The sequence below is a fragment of the Sinorhizobium psoraleae genome, from assembly GCF_013283645.1.
Taxonomy (GTDB): domain Bacteria; phylum Pseudomonadota; class Alphaproteobacteria; order Rhizobiales; family Rhizobiaceae; genus Sinorhizobium; species Sinorhizobium psoraleae.
In genome coordinates this window covers 1-16889 of sequence record NZ_JABEKV010000002.1, presented here as the reverse complement: position 1 = coordinate 16889, position 16889 = coordinate 1, and the positions used below count along the sequence as shown (strand labels likewise).

Genomic DNA, 16889 nt, shown 5'->3' with positions numbered 1-16889 from the left:
GCGATACACTTCCGGAAAAATGATCTCCTGATGATCAGCAAGGACATTGAATTTGTAGCCAAGACGGATCTCAGGTGTCGGCTGCACATCCATGTTGCGGTGAATTGAACGCTCTGCTTTACTTCGCCTCGAGGGGCTACCAGTGGTGGATGCTGCCGAAGGATTTCCCACCCTGTTCAACTTTTCAGCGTTATTTCTACGAATTAAATCGACTGAAATTCATGGAGCGCAAACTTCTGAAATTGCTTCATTCACCACCTCTCTAATGTCTTCAGGTCGTCTCAGCAGGGCGCCATGCATTCCGGTGCTTTGCGCACCCTGCATGCAGGATGTTGTTGGTCGCAAACTCGCGAACGGATTCCTCATATTTCCATCCACTAAGCCCAGGCTCTCCCGCGCTGAAGCAAGAGAGCCCCTGTAGCCGTCGCCCCCAAGCTGACAGTGGTCATGCATCGGCATCACGGCAGCGAATTCCGCTGGTTGAAGGAGGAGACGGCCGCTTGATCACCGGCTAAGCTTGTAGAACATCCGCCCTTCTGGCGGTATTATGTCCCTGCCGGTGATTGGCGTCGGTGACCTCTGTACGTGGGGAGCCAGCCCTAATTTAAGGTACTGCGTCGATTACATTGAGGTCCCCACGTCCCGAACGCCAACATGCGGCGACCCAGTGTTAACCGCGACGAGAACCATAGAACCGGCAGGAACATATAAGTCGAAAGGGAACTTGCAATCAGCTCCGCAATCAGAGAACCCCATTATTGCCGTGAGCAGTCGCCTGAGGGCGGAAACCGGGACCGACTGCCCCCGGCAAGCGGTTCCGTTCCTCTTTATCTGACTTGACGTGCGGTCTGCTATTGCGGTTTATCGCAAATCGCGGGGGGTTGGCACTGAGACAGACACTAGCGAAGCCGCGACAAGCGGAAACTTCTATCGCTGAACAACACGGAGAAGTGCATGCTGAATCCTAACCCCGAAAAAACGAGCGGAAAGCCTGAACCCGTCGATATACATGTCGGCCATCGAATTCGGATGCGCCGGGTGTGGATGCAGTTCACACAAACGGCGCTCGCGGAGGCTATCGGAGTGACGTTTCAGCAGGTACAAAAATACGAGAAGGGTATCAATCGTGTAGGTGCAAGCCGCCTCCAACAGATTGCAGACGCACTGGACGCGCCAGTTTCCTACTTCTTCGAAGATATGCCGGGCGCAACGGCAGACGACGACGGCGACCGCAGTGGCCAAAAGACGCTACAACCAGAAATCATGGACTTCGCGTCTACCCATGAAGGTCTTGCGCTCATTCGTGCCTTCTCCCGGATCACCGACGAAAAGGTGCGGAGCCGGACCCTTGGCCTTGTGAAAGTGCTCGCCGAACAGGATCGAACGGCTCAGGCACACCCTAAGAACAGTCCATGAGTCTCACAACCGATTCAAACGAGCCCGAGAAGCGGTCGCCTTACGAGGTCGGCCGTCTTCTCGATCGCTCCGTCGATTACGCTATACGCGCGAGCAGATTGGGATCGCCGGCACGGCGTAGGACGTGGCGTCAGACCTCCGAGAGCGTCTGAGCGCGCCCGCGACGTTTTCCGCCGCAGAAATCAGAGACGCCCTCGTCGATGCCGCTGACGTAGTAAGGAGGTCCCTGACGGGAAAGACAAGCTCTGTTGCGAGATGATGTTGGCGGCCGCAATTGGGAGTGCCCGCGCGGACAGCCATTGACAGGTTGGGGACTTGACTCCACTGAGGGACGGCGCAGTCCGACGTTTCTCGTATGTCCCTGCAAATCCTGCAAACATGATAGTCGATGCGACGTTTTCTCGGACTTGTGCTTTAATCCGGCATGACGACGTGGGGGTCCTACGATCACCGAGCCACCAGGGTTCAAAATCTTACTGATCAATTCGGGCGCGTTTGAGGGAGCGCATGGGAGAACTATCTGGCGATACTCGAAGACGCCCTGAAGACTAACGTTATGACGCCGTTGCCATCGGCGTCGGAGCTGTCGTGCTGGGACCGATCGTCCTGTCGTGAGGCCGTTTTAAGGTGTCCACCTCCCCGCCCGGACTGTTGATATATAGACAAATGTCGCGCGAATATGTATTTCAGATTAATTTCCTCATGGGCGGATGCAAGGACGGCGACCTTCTCTTGGTTTACTTTGCCCGTGTAAAGTTGACCGTGCTCATTGAGGCGGGGAGGAGGCGTCGCTCATCACCCGAAGGGTGCCAGCCTGTAGCGGCGTGCTAAATGTCGACAGGGTAACTGTAGCGAGCACGAATAGTGACGTTCGCCTCGTAGGGTATTCCTCTGTTCTGTAGATTGGAGAATGGCATGTTTTGTATATAAGTTCCTTGAGAAGGACTTTATACCATGGGTTTCCTTTCATCTTCCTGTTCCTCCAAAAAAATAAAGATTTTTGAGGTATCTGGCGCTCCTGAACCTTAGAAAATCAGAGTTGTTCATGGAGATCCCCTCAATCAATGCTGTGCTCAGTTGTACTGGGCGAAGCAAGTGCCGTGCCGACGCCGGAAAGCATTTTAGATCAATGGGATCGCTCTGACAGTCGGTGTTTCATGTCCGACTTAGTCAGGAAGCCGACAACTAAGGTGGAACTGTTCAGGCTGGTATCGAGCAACGGTCGGCCCAGCCGATCTGGAGTCAGAACTTGATCAGCGTGCGACAAGCTTTCTGTAAAAGGATGTGATTTGCCACGCGGCGGAAACGCTTTGTTTACTAATTAGAGAGTGTAGTAAGGTGCATCAGATTTTTGTTCCCATTTTGTTCTCTCTATGAGAAAAAGATGTGGAGAAAGAAATCCACGATATGCGAATCAGTCGACTTTCGGTCTGATGTCCAAAAATGGAGGAATATGGGCTATGAAAGTTAAAGTCACCCAAGTCGGTCATGGGACACATCCCAGCGAGGTGATTGTTACCGTCGATACGACGAGTGGGCCAGAAAAGTTGGTCGTCCACCAGAGATCCATCAAGGATAACGGACTCGACATCGGATACCCGATTAACCGAGATCGAAACAGCCTCCTAGTTGAATTGCCGAGAGAAACCATTTCTGGCTCTTGGCGTGTTTGGGTCCCTGAAGCGGTGGTGGTTGAATAATTGGGTTACCGGGACTGACGCGCAATGATTTTGACTGACCGCGAAATACAGATTGCCATACAGACTGGCGCCATTATTGTTGATCCAGACCCAGATCTATCCTTCTACAGCTCCACCAGTCTTGATTTGACGCTTGACGGAAGGCTAACTCTTTTCAAAGAGCCAAAGGGCGGTTTGGCGATAACAATAGACCCTTCGGACGTCCAGTATAATCACGAAGAAATACTAGGGGAGACTACTTCCCCCCACGATATTGATCCCGCACTAGGATATGACTTTAAGCCTGGCCAGATGTTGTTGGCATGGACAAAGGAATATGTCGAACTTAAGTCCCAATCGCGCATAGCAGCGAGGGTTGAGGGCAAGAGCTCACTTGCCAGATTGGGGATAGGTATTCATCTGACAGCGCCTACCATTCATGCGGGTTTTTCGGGGCAGATTCGGCTTGAGATGGTGAACCACAACAAATTTCCGATTAAACTTCGCCCCGGCATGAAGATATGTCAGCTTATCTTTGAACAGACAGTTGGCACGCCTGTCCGAGGCTATGAGGGCCGGTTTGCGGGACAAACGAACGCGAAGAAGGGATAACTATCCAGCTCGCAAGTCGGCTTAGAATTCCCCGTTCCGCCACCAGTCGATTCGCTTGACCTCTGCGCGCCTCATCTATGCATTCGCCTGGTGAGGAGTGATCTGATGGCCGCCTTTCCACGGCAATTCTGTAGATGCTCTACATCATACATCCGGCATAACCGAGTTGAATTGCAGTCGGCGTATCCGACGTCGCGTCCGGTGGTCCGGGCGAGAACATTCCTACGGTTTATGACTTCTCCGCCGGTCGGCCTCGTCGAAATAAGGCCGACGCAACAGCGCATAAATTACCCGCGGCCGCGATAGGTCGGCACGCCTTGGTCCGGAAGCCAGACGCCCTCTGGGGGGTTGCCCGTCTGCCAGAAGGCATCGATCGGAATACCGCCGCGAGGATACCAATAGGTGCCAATTCTCAGCCACTTGGGCGAAAGCAATTCCACCAGCCGCTTGGCAATGTCGATGGTGCAATCCTCGTGGAAAGCGCCGTGGTTGCGGAAGGAATGCAGGAACAGCTTGAGCGACTTCGATTCCACCAGCCAGCCGTCCGGCACGTAGTCGATGACGATATGGGCGAAGTCCGGCTGCCCGGTCATCGGGCAGAGCGAGGTGAACTCCGGTGCTGTGAAGCGGACGGCGAACTCCGTGCCCGCATGGCCGCTCGGTACTCTTTCGAGCACCGCCTCCTCCGGGCTTTGAGGCTGACCGACCTTTGCTCCAAGTTGTGAAAGTCCTGATACGTCCGTCTTTGTCATTTCCGTAGTGCTCCACTAGCTTTAACACGCACGCCGTGCGCCTTTTCGCCTTCCGGCTCGACATAAATCGCGATACAGGCGCCCCGATGGAGGCGCGGATCGCATCCTCGATGCGGTCGCAACTATCATGGCCGTCGCCAACCAGCATCGCCCTGGCGATGGCAAGAACAAGACCGAAGATCCAGCTACTTGCCTGAATACCGAACTAGTCACTCATCTCTTCTTCAGTTCCACCAAGTTCGAGCGAAGAGAGACCTGAGAGCGGTCGTTCTCCCGGACTGTGTGGGCATGCCCGACAGTTGTTTTGTCATGTCGGCTATCATATCCCGTTCGCCCAGCATGGAATGGTTTCGGGCGTCCTTACCGCCACCCCAAGAGCCCCACTGGATCGCTGACGAAGGCCGGTCTCGAAAACGTCCGAGCCGAGGCGCTTCGCCAGTTGTTCAACTCCGCGCGACCGCACACGCGGGCTGACCACACTATAAATATGTCACCGTCGCGGTAGATCGCCGCACCATAAACATGACAGCCGTTTACACCAGACTCATGAACTCCGCTCGCGCGGTCGCATCGTTCTTGATGACGCCGCGCAGAGCGGTGGTTATCGTCTGGTGTCCCTGTTGGCACACCCCCCGCGATTCCATGCACAGGTGCCGCGCCTTGATGACTACTCCTACACCCTTCGGCGCAAGGTGAGTAAACAGCGCGTCCGCGATCTGGCCAGTCATACGCTCCTGCACTTGCAGCCTCCGCGCGAAAATGTCGACTAGCCGGGAGAGCTTGCTCAGCCCGATGATTTTGCCATTCGGTGCGTAGCTTATTGTGCAGGTGCCGAAGATCGGTGCAAGGTGGTGCTCGCAATGCGAATAGACCGGAATGTCCTGGACGGTGATCATCTGGTTGTGCGTTTCAGCACCGTCCTCGAACACCTTGAATATGTCCTTCGGATCTTTGCCATAGCCGCCGCACCAGAATTGCCAGGCTTTGGTGACACGCGCAGGGGTTTCTTTCAGTCCGCCGCGTGAAGGGTCTTCACCGATGAACTGGAGCAATTTCACGATACTGTCACCGAACGAGCCGATAGTATCGCCCTCCCATGGGAATAGGACGCCGCCTGACGCCCCGCGTCCAGCTTGTTCGTCAATGAGCGCGTAGAATGCTTTCTCCGGCCACTCGTGCTTCCATTTGTCACGGGTTGCACCACTATCGACGACGTCGTCGATGAACAGGTCCGCTTGGTCCGGGTTGTCGACGAGTAACAGCGGGATGTGCTGGCCCACTGCGAGCGCTGCAGGCACGCCCCCACGAGGAATAGCATAAATCCTGAGTGCTTGATCCATATCCGGCTTGTAGACCCGGTTTAGTTCTGCGGCCAATTTCGCTGCCAGCGCGTCGAACTCGCTGAACGATAGTCTGTTGTTGATCATTACCTCTCCCTCTGCCCGGAATCTTTCTTTTGAGGCTGTAGGGCGTACACGGCGGAGCATTTGCGCGTTTCTTCGACTTCGCAACGTACCAGCTTGATTCCTGTGCCTTTGAGCTGCTGCGGACCGACCACGAGCACAAGATGCTGCGCGATGTTTTCAGCAGTCGGATTGAACGGGACCAGCACGATGCCATCACCGATCGACGTCCCGTTACCGGTTTTGATTGTGTCGTCGATCAACGCATTGGCAACCGGGTCATGCTCCCACAGGAGCATCTTATGATCCCAGTTCTCTTCCAGCCACATACAGAGCTTGCTCTTCATGTCGCTGAAGTCGATGACGCGCCCCACATTGTCGAGCTCATCAGCTTCGCAGCTGAAATGCACACGGTAGTTATGCCCGTGCAGATGCCTGCACTTGCCTTCGTGCCCAACAACGCGGTGTCCGCAACTGATATCGTGGTAACGCTTCGCCTGCCAGCTCATGCGTCACCACGCAGCGAGGCATAGTTCGCCGTTGTAGGTAGCTCCATGCGCCCTTCGCGCCACGCGCGCATGACCAGCGGGTCGGGAACTCCAGCTTCGAGAAATCCTTGGGCTCGCAGGACGTTTGAGTGGTTCATGTCTGTTGGAGGGTACTTCCCGTCATAGCTGGTGTGGCTGTATGCCAGCGCTTGCATGCAACCGGGGAGCTCCATGGCTCGGGCAATCGACTGCGCTTTGCTCAGGTTTACGAGGGGAGCAAGAATCTCGATTCGTTCTTCGATCTGGCGCCCGAGCGACTGGTTTATTGCTTCTTCCATCTGCGACAGGAACGACTGGCGACAGTCAGGATAATTTGCGGTGTCCTGCTCACATATCCCAGTGACGATCTGGTTGCATCCCAACGCGACCGCACGGTTTGCAGCGATGGTGAGAAACAAGGTGTTGCGCATGGGAACGAACGTCAGCTCGACGCGGCTGCCGATGACGCGATCCATCTGTTCGTAGCTCTCGTATTTCTCAAGCTCGTGTTCGCTAGTCAATGGGGACACCGACCGTAGGCAGTTCGGAACTTCGATCACTTCATGTGAGTCCACGTTTGCCATGCTGGCAACCTTGCGCGCGGCTTCGATTTCGATTCGATGCCGCTGCCCGTAATCGAACGTTACAGCATGCAACTTGTCACCCTTATCGGTGAGCAAGCTGCGGGCCCAGAAAAGGCAGGTGGTGGAATCTTGCCCGCCAGAAAGAACGACAAGGATTTTCATGAGGGTTACTCCATACGAAGGATCTTGTGAATTTGAAGTTGCAGCCTGTAACCGTGTTGCATGCACGACTCTACACACGCCTGCAGGTGACGCTCATTGAGCTGTGAGTTCTGCTCGTCCATCGGCTGCAGGTGGATTGTGCCGGTATAGTTCACCGGAGGTCGCGCAACGCGCAGTTTGCCGAGGCTATTGTCAAGCGCGTGCACCGGCAGTCCGTCGTTTTCGTCGACGCTGTGCGCAGCCATCACGTATTTGAAGCAACACGCTCGCTCAGCTGTAACCGGGTTGATTTTGCCCGACTTTGGGCTGCACACGATGTATAAACCCTCGCAAGCAGCAGTGTTCTTGTTGATGATGCTGAGCGGTGGAGGAGGCAGCAAACCGTTCGTTTCGACCTGCACATAGCAACCGAAACGCTGAATCAGTTTGAGCACCAGGACTTCGATCTGCTGTCTGAACGGCTCGCCGCCTGTGATGACGACAAGTCCGCTGAACCGCTTGATCGGAAAGTTATCGGTTGTGCCATCGACGCGTTCATCACGGTTATTGGGTACCGGCAGCGAATCCCGGTAGACTCGTTGTATCTCATCGCAGATTTCGTCTGTGCCCATCCAGCGACGTCCTGACGTGTAGTCTGTATCGCACGCGGGGCACTGCAGATTGCAGCCGGCCAGCCTGACAAAGACTGCGGGGGTGCCGCAGAACGGTCCCTCACCTTGAATGGTGTAGAAGATCGAATGGACATCGAGCTTTTCGTGACCAAGCTGAAGCAGGGTCGTACGCTTCTCAGGCGCTTGTCTATTCACGCGCATCTAGGCTCCGGGATTACAAACCGACTTTGACGAACCACAATGACCAGCGGCATGGACTTCGTTTATCTTGTCCGCGTCCAACGGACCCGTAGCGGTCCTCCCCTCAACTGCGGCTGAGGCGACCAAGACCGCCCCAGCCTTGCCTGGTCGGGGAGCCCGACGCCAGTGGACCTCCACATGGAGCACCTGGCCTTCCCCGCAGTTCGGGTTGCCGAAGGCGAATCCAACGGAGTTCACCCCGCGTGAGAAAGTGGCGCTGGTATTGGGTCGACAGCTTGGAACTGGGGCAAGTTTCACTGGGGCATTGGCAGTTTCTGTAGTTATTCCCATCGTTTCTCTCCGAATGCATTTGCGAACGAGGAAGCAAGTAGCGAGCCAACAGAAAAGCCACGTTAGAACAATAAGTTGCGCAGACATCACTATGTCGTATGTCCGACAACACGTGGGGGGTTATGTTGAGAAAGTGACTTCGAGAGCTGAGAGCGCGCCTAGGGGTCGAATGGGATGAAGGTGCCGACTCCGTGGCATTGCGGAACTCAATCGGCCGGCAGCGCTTTTAATGAAGCCGCTTCATCTTACCGATCATGTGATTCCGAGCACTCGAGAGCGCAGGCAATTGAAGCTGTCAACAACGCTCATGACCGGGCCGCCGCCGCCCTTGAACCATTCGAGCAAACAACCGGCGGAGGCTGGGCATGCCGAATGAGCAGCTGATTTGAGATGATTGTTGAGTAGCGCGCGGTGGACGCGGCAGAGCACAGCCTGATACTGGGTCGACCGGAATGATTGTCGCTTGTGGCAACACCGTAACCAACGCTCACCTTTCCAATCCGGAGATCTTGCCCGAGATGCCGATTGGCTGCGACCGCTGACCGCTCGTAAGCGGTCTTAAGTGAGCAGCGTCATTTATAAGGCTTCGAGTGATGGCACAGACGTTGCCTGCAAAAAGGTCAATCGACTGCTGAAAACCGCCGCAGTGGCAAAGCTTGACGGCCTTCTTTCCTATACCCGTCCACAAGACCCAAGCTTTTCCCATAACGAATCAATTGTGGACCGAGGAAGTTGCAGCCGAAAAACATCGGACAAGACTCGCTGCAGCTCGGTCTTCGTTTTGAGTGTTTCTGTTTCCTCAGTTTGGTTCCGAATCAAGCTGAAATCCTTGTTCAACAAGTTCGCAGGCCCTTCGGCTGTCAGCACGCTCATCATGAGGCTGGATGGAAATGGCGAACGCTCCCAGCGAGCGCAGATGAAGTTGGCGCCCTCGAAATCTGAGGGCAAGGCGGTGGCTCGATCGAAACCAAAAAGAGCGAACCATTCTTTCCCGTTCTTGCGTTCAACGACGAGTTCTCCGCTGGCGGGATCAGCTCGCAGGCGAAACACGTCACGGCCAGCTGTTTGCAGTTCCTCTGTATCGATCCGTAGCGGTGCAATCGGTGCTGGACCACCGAAGCCAGAGTCGGCGAGCCAGTCGACGCCCTCGATGGTTACGATGAATGCCTGGTGCGTGCGTGGACCACCCTCCGCAGCACCCATACGCACTCTGCAAAGGATGGGCTGGATCGTGAAACCGAGTGCTCCGAGCGCCAAGCCAAACAACTTGTTCAATTCGAAGCAATACCCCCCTCGCCGGGCATTGATCAGTTTGGCCCAGATCGAATTTTCCGTCAGATTGGGTATATTACCCAACAGCACATCGATGTTTTCAAAGGGAATCGCGCGCATTTGAGCCTGCTGAAGGGCAACAAGACCGTCGACCGTTGTCGGCACTCGAGCAAGGCCGATACGATTCAGATAGATCGCAATATTGAATGCCATGGGATGTCCTTAACAGCTAGAATTCGTATTCGTTGAGCGCTCTGCCGGAAGCGAGATGACGTCCCAGGGTTCACGGAGCAGCGTAAGGTGGTCATCTCCCCCTATAGAAGTGAACATGCCGACATTACTCGTGTTCGCACTGAACCAAAGCGGCCGCTCGAGCGCTGCAAATACCCTCGTGATGCCGGAAAGTCGCGCATTGCTCGTACAGGGCACTGAACCTCATGGTGCTGCAAAAAAGGGTACACAAAGGACTTCCGATCCACAGCGGATTGCAACAGATGATGTCGACCTTCTCGGGCCTTCGCTCATGGTGACCCGCTGTGGCTGACTACGAGTGGTCGAGATAAGCGTCGAACGCGGCAGCAACAGAGCGGAGCAAAATGCGATGGCCATGCCGCACGCGGATGAAGCCATTCTCGACGTCCACTATCCCGTCGTCGGCCAGCATCGCCAAGCGCTCAGCTGAATCGAGAAGATGGGTCCAATCAAATCCGTGAGCGGCACAGATTGCCGGTACGTCGGCCTCGAGATCACACATCAGCCGCTCGATGATCGCGCCTCGGACGCGGTCTTCGCCGATAAGACGGTAGCCCTTCGACGTTGCCAAGCGACCAGCTGCGATATGCTGACTATAGGCCTCCAGCGCGGCTTCGTTCTCGACGTAACCCTCTCCAACGCGCCCGATAGCCGACGCACCAAAGGCGATCAGGGTTTTGCAGGTATCGGCAGAGTAACCTTGGGAGTTGCGCCGCAGGCGACCGGTTTTCTGAGCCAATGCCAACTCGTCGTCCGGCAAGGCGAAGTGGTCGAATCCAATCTCTCGGTAGCCGGCGGCAACCAGCGTCTCGGCGACGGCCGCAGCTTGTTCGGCGCGGGCAGCGCTGTCTGGGAGTCCTGCCTTTTCGATGAGGCGCTGATGTTTATTAGAAGACGGCGTGTGAGCGTATCCGAATACGGCAATCCGCTGCGGGCGCATGGCCACCGCCACCGTTGCGGTCTGTACGCAGGACTGCATCGTCTGATTGGGAAGACCGTATATGAGATCGATGTTGATGCGGTTTATTCCCTGCTGGCGCAGGTTTTCGACGGCAGTCGCCGTCTGCTCTACACTCTGGATACGATTGATCGCTTTTTGAACCAAGGGGTCGAAACTCTGCACGCCGAGGCTCGCGCGGTTCACCCCGGCTGCTCCTAAGGCTTCGGCCATCTCCGCGGTGAACGTGCGCGGATCGATCTCGACGGCGATGGCGGTCTTTTGCCTGAACGCGAAGCGGCGGCGTAGAAGCTCCATCAAGGCGAGGAATTCCGTTGGCTCAAGGAGCGTGGGCGTTCCGCCGCCAAAGTGCACGTCGCTCACGGGTAGCGCCTGCGGCGTTAGCTCCGAGACCAAACGGATCTCGCCGCGCAGCGCCGTCACGTAATTTTGGATCAGCGCGTCTCGCTGGGTGATGGTAGTAGGGCAGCCGCAATACCAGCACATCGACCGGCAGAACGGAATATGGATATAGAGCGACACGGGGTCGTTAGCCGATAGGCCGCCGAGCCATTCTCCATAAGCCTCCGCGCCGATCGCTGCGGAGAACTGCGGTGCAGTTGGATAATTGAAATACCAAGGCAGGCGCGCCTCGCTATGTTTTGTCTCTAGCATAACCGTCTCTCATCTTGATGTTAGTCCCTGCCTGCCGCGCTCTCCTATGTCTCTGATCTTCAACTGTCGCGGCGCAACTTGTATTTCCGTCAAGCCAAGTAGCCTGTGTACAAAGTCTCCATGGAGGCGTGCGCGTTATTGGCGCGCTGTTGGCGAAGGCGGATTTCGTCGGCGCATCTGGTGCATGTGTTCGATTCCACCCGTGGTGCGCGCCCATGCTCCGCCCTCGCCGCCGGGTTGATCTTGCTCAAATCCGCCCACACGGCGTAAGGCTTACGGACTCACTTATTGTCCATGAGCTTTGCGACATGTAGGTGTATTCGAGCGCGTAGCGGCGGGCGTGTTCCTGCAGGTTGGCGGCGGCCGCGTGACCGCCCTTGATATTCTCATAATAGTAGAAGGGCAGACCATATCTTCGAACAGGGCGGCCATCTTGCGCGCGTGCACCGGGCCGACGCGGTCATCCTTGGTCGAAATCTCGAAGAAAGGTTCCGGATAGGCCACCCCCGCCCTGACGTTATGATAAGGCGAGTTCGAGCGCAGGAAGGCGCCTTCGACCGGATCGTCGGGATTGCCATATTCGCCCTGCCAGGAGGCTCCTGCCGACAGGTGGGTGAAATTGACCATGTCGAGAAGCGGCACCTGGATCACGACCGCGTTCCACAGGTCGGGACGCTCGGTCAGCTGCACGCCCATAAGCAGGCCGCCGTTCGAACCACCCATGATCCCGAGACGCGGTGTCGAGGTGACCTTCTTCGCGATGAGGTCCTGCGCCACGGCCTCGAAGTCGTCATAGACGCGCTGACGACGGGTCTTCAAGCCGGCCTGGTGCCATTTCGGACCGAATTCACCGCCGCCGCGGATATTGGCCAGCGCGAAGGCACCGCCCTTTTCCAGCCATAGCTTGCCAAGCGATGCCGAGTACTTAGGCTGCATTGAAACTTCGAAACCGCCATAGGCGGAGAGGATGGGCGGGATCGTGCCGTCCAGCTTGACGCCATTGCGCGCCGCGAGGAAGTACGGAACCTTTGTGCCATCCTTCGAGGTCGCCCAGAACTGCTGTACTTGCAGGCCTTGGCCATCGAAGCGTTCAGGGGTCGACTTGATCTTCTCGACTTTGCCGCTAGAAGCATCGGCATAAAACAGTGTGGAAGGTTCGAGGAAACCTTCGGAGAAGGCGAACAGGCTATCGCTCTCATCGTCGCTAGACGTCAGGGACAGCGTCGAATTTTCCGGCAGCGCCAACTTGAAAGACGACCAGCCGCCCTTGCCGAAACCGAAGCTGCGTACCTCGCTGGTGACATTCGACAGGCTGGATAGCAGGAGGCGGTTCTTGGTCTGGGTAGTCCCTTTGACACACTGGTGCTCGTTCGGCTTGAACAGCACAAGCGCTTCGACGTGCGCCGGATCGGCGAGCGCCGCCTTGAGATCGAAAGCGATGATGGCCCCACTGTGGAAGACGGTGCCCTTGGCCGAGGTCCAGTCCGACTTCAAGTGGTAGATTGCCTGGCCCTTGTAGTAGCCCCCAAAGGTGGCCGTTGTCGGCAGGGGCAGGACCACCTTGTGCGTATCGGTGTGGCCGTTCGGGTAGAAGGCTCGTTCGGTATTGAAGAAGTCGAGGCGGCGATAGGAGGTGTCCATCACATACTTGCCGTCGATGCCGCGCAGCACGCTGCGCTCTGCCGAGACGTCCTCCTTATCGCCGCGGAAAATCTCGACTGCCTGATCCAGGCTCTGACCGCGCTTTAGCACCTTGGTGACGTAATCATAGCCGGAAGCAGCCACTTCATCAGGCATCCATTCCCGGGTGACATACATGGTGTTCTCGTCCGGAGCCTTGTTGGGGCTGGAACCGATCGCCTTGGCGACGGTGATCATCTGGGGCTGGGCGGAAACCGGCATGGTGGTCACCGTCGCCAAGGCCATCGCCTCATCAAGCTGTCCAGAAATGTACCGCGCATGGTTTGCCCCTTCGAAGCCTCGATAACCGTATCCGAAGCGGTTGAACGAACCGCTTCGGCTCTATTCTGAGCAAGAGCTGTGCCAGTAGGATACATTTGAATTCAACGGGTTATTTTGGGGGAGTGGGAGGGCGTGTAGGATAAGTCGCACTGCAATGTCGCAACCGCGACACGCTTGTCGCTTCGGGATGGCTCTAAGACAGACTCTAACGATGCAAGAGTGCGGCCATTCTCCACCTCCCACAACTCGGTCATGTCGATGACCGTGTCCGTGGCAGCCTGCCAGACCCGCTGATTTGCAGATGGTAAAACTTGCGGATCGTGTCCACGGGGGTTGTGTAGCTCGGCGGTAGCGCGCCCGGTCGCGAGTACGCCCTCAATCGCTGTAGCGAGTGAGCGGCTGAGTGGGTGGTCATCAATGCCCCTTCGGTAAGGTCGGGTTGCTGGAACCAATCTGATGCGAAGGAAACATCGAAGACCAACCACATAATGGACTTCCGCGGGCTCGTAGAGAAGGGCCCCACGCCGATATTCTGCGGGAGATGATCGGCTTTGCCGCCGGGCGGCTGATGGAGCTGCCGGTTGGTGCAACCGGCGCCGGCTATGGCGAGAAGAATACCTTACCGATGGTCCAACGGCTCGGTCTCGATCACCGGCCGCTGGTATGAGACCGGTATGCTTTATGCCGATCTCAAAAAACGAGCGTTAACTAGTCCGAGCTGAGGGCCACCGCCGGTTGGAGGCGTGAGGCATTGCGGGCCGGCAGGAAGCCGAAGAGCAGACCGGTGAAAAAGGCACAGGCGAAGGCGAGTGCGATCGGGCCGGGTGTGAAGCTGACCGGCATGCCGAAGGTCTTGGCAAGCGCTCCGGTGCCGAGCCCGGCAGCGACTCCGATCGCGCCGCCGATAGCGGAAACGACCAGCGCCTCGACGATGAACTGCACGAGGGACAGTGTGGAGAGCCGCCGCCTCGAAGGCTAGGCCCTGAGCGATTACGCTATGTGGCGTAGCAGGAAGGCGGCCATCAGTGTTTTTCCGGTAGGGTCGGGTTGTTCAAGCTCAACCTGATGGAAAGATCACCGATGACCGACGAGATGATGAACCTGCGCTCGCTTGTTGAGAAGAGTGCGGACGCGGATTTACTACGCGAGATGATCGGTTTTCCCGCCGAGAAGCTGATGGAGCTGGAGATCGGCAGCGCGACCGGTGCTGGCTACGGCGAGAAGACCCCGATGCGGCTTGCCCAGCGCAACGGCTACCGCGAGGGCGACTGGGAGACGCGTGCCGGGACGGTGGAGCTGCGTATCCCGAAGCTTCGCACCGGCAGCTATTTCCCGAGATGGGGTATTCGGCTTGAGCCCCATCCTTCAGCGGCGATGCCATGAAGGTGCTGCGCTTCGAGCTGATGGTAACCGTGGTCTGTTCTGGAACAGCCACAAGCATCAGGAAAGGAAGCGCAGCATGAAACATTATGCCGGATTGGACGTCGCAGTCAAAGAGACCGCCATTTGCATCGTCGACGAAACGGGCGCGATCTGCCGTGAGGGGAAGGTGCCGAGCCATCCCGAAGATCTTGTGCGGGTCCTCACCGATCCTGCCTGGACGCTTGAGCGGATCGGGCTTGAAGCCGGGCCCTTGTCGCAATGGCTATTCAGCGGGCTGGCGGAAGCCGGATTGCCGGTGACCTGCATCGAGACGCGGCACACCAAGGCATTCTTGAAGGCACAGCCGAACAAATCCGACCGCATTGACGCCCGAGGCATTGCCCAGATGATGCGGGTCAACCTGTTCCGCCCGGTGCATGTCAAGACGCTGACGAGCCAGAAACGCCGGGCCTTGCTGACGGCGCGCAAGCTCCTACAGGAAAAGGCGATTGCCATCGACAACGACATCCGCGGGCTGTTGCGCAATTTCGGGCTCAAGGTCGGCATGGTCGGAGCCGTCAAATTCGCGCACCGCATCCCCGAGCTCACCGAAGACATGCCCGAACTGGCCGAGATCCCGGAGCCGCTGCTCGACGCACGCGACAAGCTACGCCAGCACTTTGGCGCCCTGCACCGCAAGGTTCTGATGCTTGTCGGGAAGGATGAGACGTGCCGCCGACTGATGTCGATTCCCGGTGTCGGTCCGGTGACCTCGATGGCCTATACCGCGACGATCGACATTCCTCAGCGGTTCAGGAATTCCAAGGCGGTAGGGCCGATATTGGGGCTGACGCCGGTACTGCATGAGTCGGGCGAAAGCCGCCGCATCGGCCGCATCACACTGTGCGGCGACGGCTTGCTTCGATCCCTGCTCTACGAGTCGGCGCAGGTGCTTTTGACGCGGGCCACGAAATGGTCCTGGTTGAAGGCCTGGGCGATGAACGTCGCCAAGCGGCGTGGTGCGCGCAACGCCATTGTCGCGCTTGCCCGCCGACTGGCAGTGATCATGCACCGGATCTGGGTCGACGGCACCCAGTTCCGCTCGACCAGGCAGGACCTCGTGCCGGTCGCTGGCTGACGTCCCGACCGATGCAGCCTGCCGCGGCGCTCGTGTCCGTCAAGGGCCAGTCGCTGCGCGACGGCCAGCGCGAAATCAGGTCGGGACGAGAAGATGGTACCCAATCGGCCGAACAAAAAGATCGGATATGAACTACCATCAAATGTGACAATTATCACCCCGATGGAAGGTGAGACACAGTTCCACCATGCCGGTGGAAACCTGTCCTTCGCGGGACGGTGGATGAGGTGAGTTCGCCGCAGAAAGCTGTACCGATGCCCCTTGCATCAGGACGCTCCCGAGATTGTTCCACCTCATTCATTTGAATCCCATGGAGGGAGGGCCGAGGCGCCGATCCCGTAGAGAAGCAAGACCCCGCGAAAGACATCAAATGCCGGCAAGCCGGAACCCTCGAAAGCGCTTGACCTCAACACGCCGAATAGAGAAGCTTTCTCGAACCGCGCCGCATGGCCGAGAAGGCTTTAACGGCCGTGATCCAGGAGGCCTACATCCAGGGCGTCTCGACCCGCTCAGTCGACGATCTTGTCAAAGCGATGGGCATGAGTGGCATCTCCAAGAGCCAGGTCTCGAGGCTGTGCGAGGAAATTGATGACAAGGTGAAGGCCTTCCTCGCCCGCCCCATCGAGGGCGACTGGCCGTATCTGTGGATCGACGCCACCTATCTGAAGGTCCGGCGCGGCGGTCGCATCGTCTCGGTCGCCGTCATCATCGCCGTCGGCGTCAACACCGATGGCCGTCGCGAGGTGTTGGGCATGGAGATCGGTACGTCCGAGGCCGAGCCGATCTGGACAGAGTTCCTGCGTAGGCTCACGCGTCGAGGTCTGCGCGGTGTGAAGCTCGTCGTCTCCGATGCCCACGAGGGGATCAAGGCCGCCGTCTCCAAGGTTCTGTCCGCTACCTGGCAGAGGTGCCGGGTGGGGCTGTTGAAGAAGTGCTATGTATCTGATTCAATGGAGCACTCGTTGATTCTCTGGAGCCTCCACGATGCTCGGCCGCAAGGAACGCGATCAGCTT

At 57.3% G+C, this 16889-nt stretch carries 11 protein-coding genes and 6 pseudogenes; 7 read left to right on the top strand and 10 right to left on the bottom strand.

The window, feature by feature from the left end:
- Positions 1–104: 104 nt before the first annotated feature.
- From ILFOPFJJ_RS34675 to dcd, 3 genes and pseudogenes are all read left to right on the top strand, one after another.
- A pseudogene (locus ILFOPFJJ_RS34675) lies at positions 105–203 on the top strand (IS5/IS1182 family transposase); the annotation flags it as partial.
- A gap of 751 nt (positions 204–954) precedes the next feature.
- Positions 955–1416: a helix-turn-helix domain-containing protein gene (locus ILFOPFJJ_RS08870; RefSeq protein ID WP_173510221.1), complete on the top strand. Its 462-nt coding sequence runs from the start codon at positions 955–957 to the stop codon at positions 1414–1416.
- A gap of 1724 nt (positions 1417–3140) precedes the next feature.
- A complete protein-coding gene (gene dcd / locus ILFOPFJJ_RS08865; protein ID WP_173510220.1) occupies positions 3141–3707 on the top strand; it encodes a dCTP deaminase in 567 nt (188 codons plus the stop codon).
- A 287-nt stretch (positions 3708–3994) separates the two neighbouring features.
- On the opposite strand, the gene queF is transcribed toward dcd, so the two are convergent.
- From queF to ILFOPFJJ_RS08820, 9 genes and pseudogenes are all read right to left on the bottom strand, one after another.
- Positions 3995–4459: a preQ(1) synthase gene (gene queF / locus ILFOPFJJ_RS08860; RefSeq protein WP_173510219.1), complete on the bottom strand. Its 465-nt coding sequence runs from the start codon at positions 4457–4459 to the stop codon at positions 3995–3997.
- Positions 4456–4601: pseudogene (locus ILFOPFJJ_RS08855) on the bottom strand (cation transporter); the annotation flags it as partial. The pseudogene ILFOPFJJ_RS08855 and the gene queF, both read right to left, overlap by 4 nt.
- 391 nt (positions 4602–4992) lie before the next feature.
- The gene (gene folE / locus ILFOPFJJ_RS08850; protein WP_210267384.1) at positions 4993–5886 is read right to left on the bottom strand and encodes a GTP cyclohydrolase I FolE; all 894 of its coding nucleotides are present in this window, start codon (positions 5884–5886) and stop codon (positions 4993–4995) included.
- Positions 5886–6371, bottom strand: coding sequence for a 6-pyruvoyl trahydropterin synthase family protein (locus ILFOPFJJ_RS08845; RefSeq protein WP_173510218.1), 486 nt, complete (start codon positions 6369–6371; stop codon positions 5886–5888). The genes folE and ILFOPFJJ_RS08845 overlap by 1 nt, the downstream gene beginning before the upstream one ends.
- A complete protein-coding gene (gene queC, locus ILFOPFJJ_RS08840; RefSeq protein ID WP_173510217.1) occupies positions 6368–7135 on the bottom strand; it encodes a 7-cyano-7-deazaguanine synthase QueC in 768 nt (255 codons plus the stop codon). The genes ILFOPFJJ_RS08845 and queC overlap by 4 nt, the downstream gene beginning before the upstream one ends.
- A gap of 5 nt (positions 7136–7140) precedes the next feature.
- Positions 7141–7947 carry a 7-carboxy-7-deazaguanine synthase QueE gene (locus ILFOPFJJ_RS08835; RefSeq protein WP_173510216.1) on the bottom strand — a complete coding sequence of 269 codons (807 nt, stop codon included), beginning with the start codon at positions 7945–7947 and terminating at the stop codon, positions 7141–7143.
- A 1002-nt stretch (positions 7948–8949) separates the two neighbouring features.
- Positions 8950–9762, bottom strand: a complete 813-nt coding sequence (locus tag ILFOPFJJ_RS08830; protein WP_173510215.1) for an arylamine N-acetyltransferase family protein — start codon at positions 9760–9762, stop codon at positions 8950–8952.
- 331 nt (positions 9763–10093) lie between these two features.
- On the bottom strand, positions 10094–11413 hold the full coding sequence (gene hemN, locus ILFOPFJJ_RS08825) for an oxygen-independent coproporphyrinogen III oxidase (RefSeq protein WP_173510214.1): 1320 nt from the start codon (positions 11411–11413) through the stop codon (positions 10094–10096).
- A gap of 285 nt (positions 11414–11698) precedes the next feature.
- The gene (locus ILFOPFJJ_RS08820) at positions 11699–13324 is read right to left on the bottom strand and encodes a prolyl oligopeptidase family serine peptidase (protein ID WP_312032699.1); all 1626 of its coding nucleotides are present in this window, start codon (positions 13322–13324) and stop codon (positions 11699–11701) included.
- A gap of 539 nt (positions 13325–13863) precedes the next feature.
- On the opposite strand from ILFOPFJJ_RS08820, the pseudogene ILFOPFJJ_RS08815 reads away from it, so the two are divergent.
- Positions 13864–14030 (top strand): annotated as a pseudogene (locus ILFOPFJJ_RS08815) (IS256 family transposase); the annotation flags it as partial.
- 53 nt (positions 14031–14083) lie between these two features.
- On the opposite strand, the pseudogene ILFOPFJJ_RS08810 reads toward ILFOPFJJ_RS08815, so the two are convergent.
- A pseudogene (locus ILFOPFJJ_RS08810) lies at positions 14084–14320 on the bottom strand (FtsX-like permease family protein); the annotation flags it as partial.
- Positions 14321–14455: 135 nt separating this feature from the next.
- Between ILFOPFJJ_RS08810 and ILFOPFJJ_RS08805 the strand changes: the two are divergent.
- The 3 genes and pseudogenes from ILFOPFJJ_RS08805 to ILFOPFJJ_RS08795 all read left to right on the top strand — a co-directional run.
- Positions 14456–14746 (top strand): annotated as a pseudogene (locus tag ILFOPFJJ_RS08805) (transposase); the annotation flags it as partial.
- Between the two features lie 88 nt (positions 14747–14834).
- The gene (locus tag ILFOPFJJ_RS08800; RefSeq protein WP_173510213.1) at positions 14835–15875 is read left to right on the top strand and encodes an IS110 family RNA-guided transposase; all 1041 of its coding nucleotides are present in this window, start codon (positions 14835–14837) and stop codon (positions 15873–15875) included.
- 425 nt (positions 15876–16300) lie between these two features.
- A pseudogene (locus tag ILFOPFJJ_RS08795) lies at positions 16301–16804 on the top strand (IS256 family transposase); the annotation flags it as partial.
- Between the last annotated feature and the right edge of the window lie 85 nt (positions 16805–16889).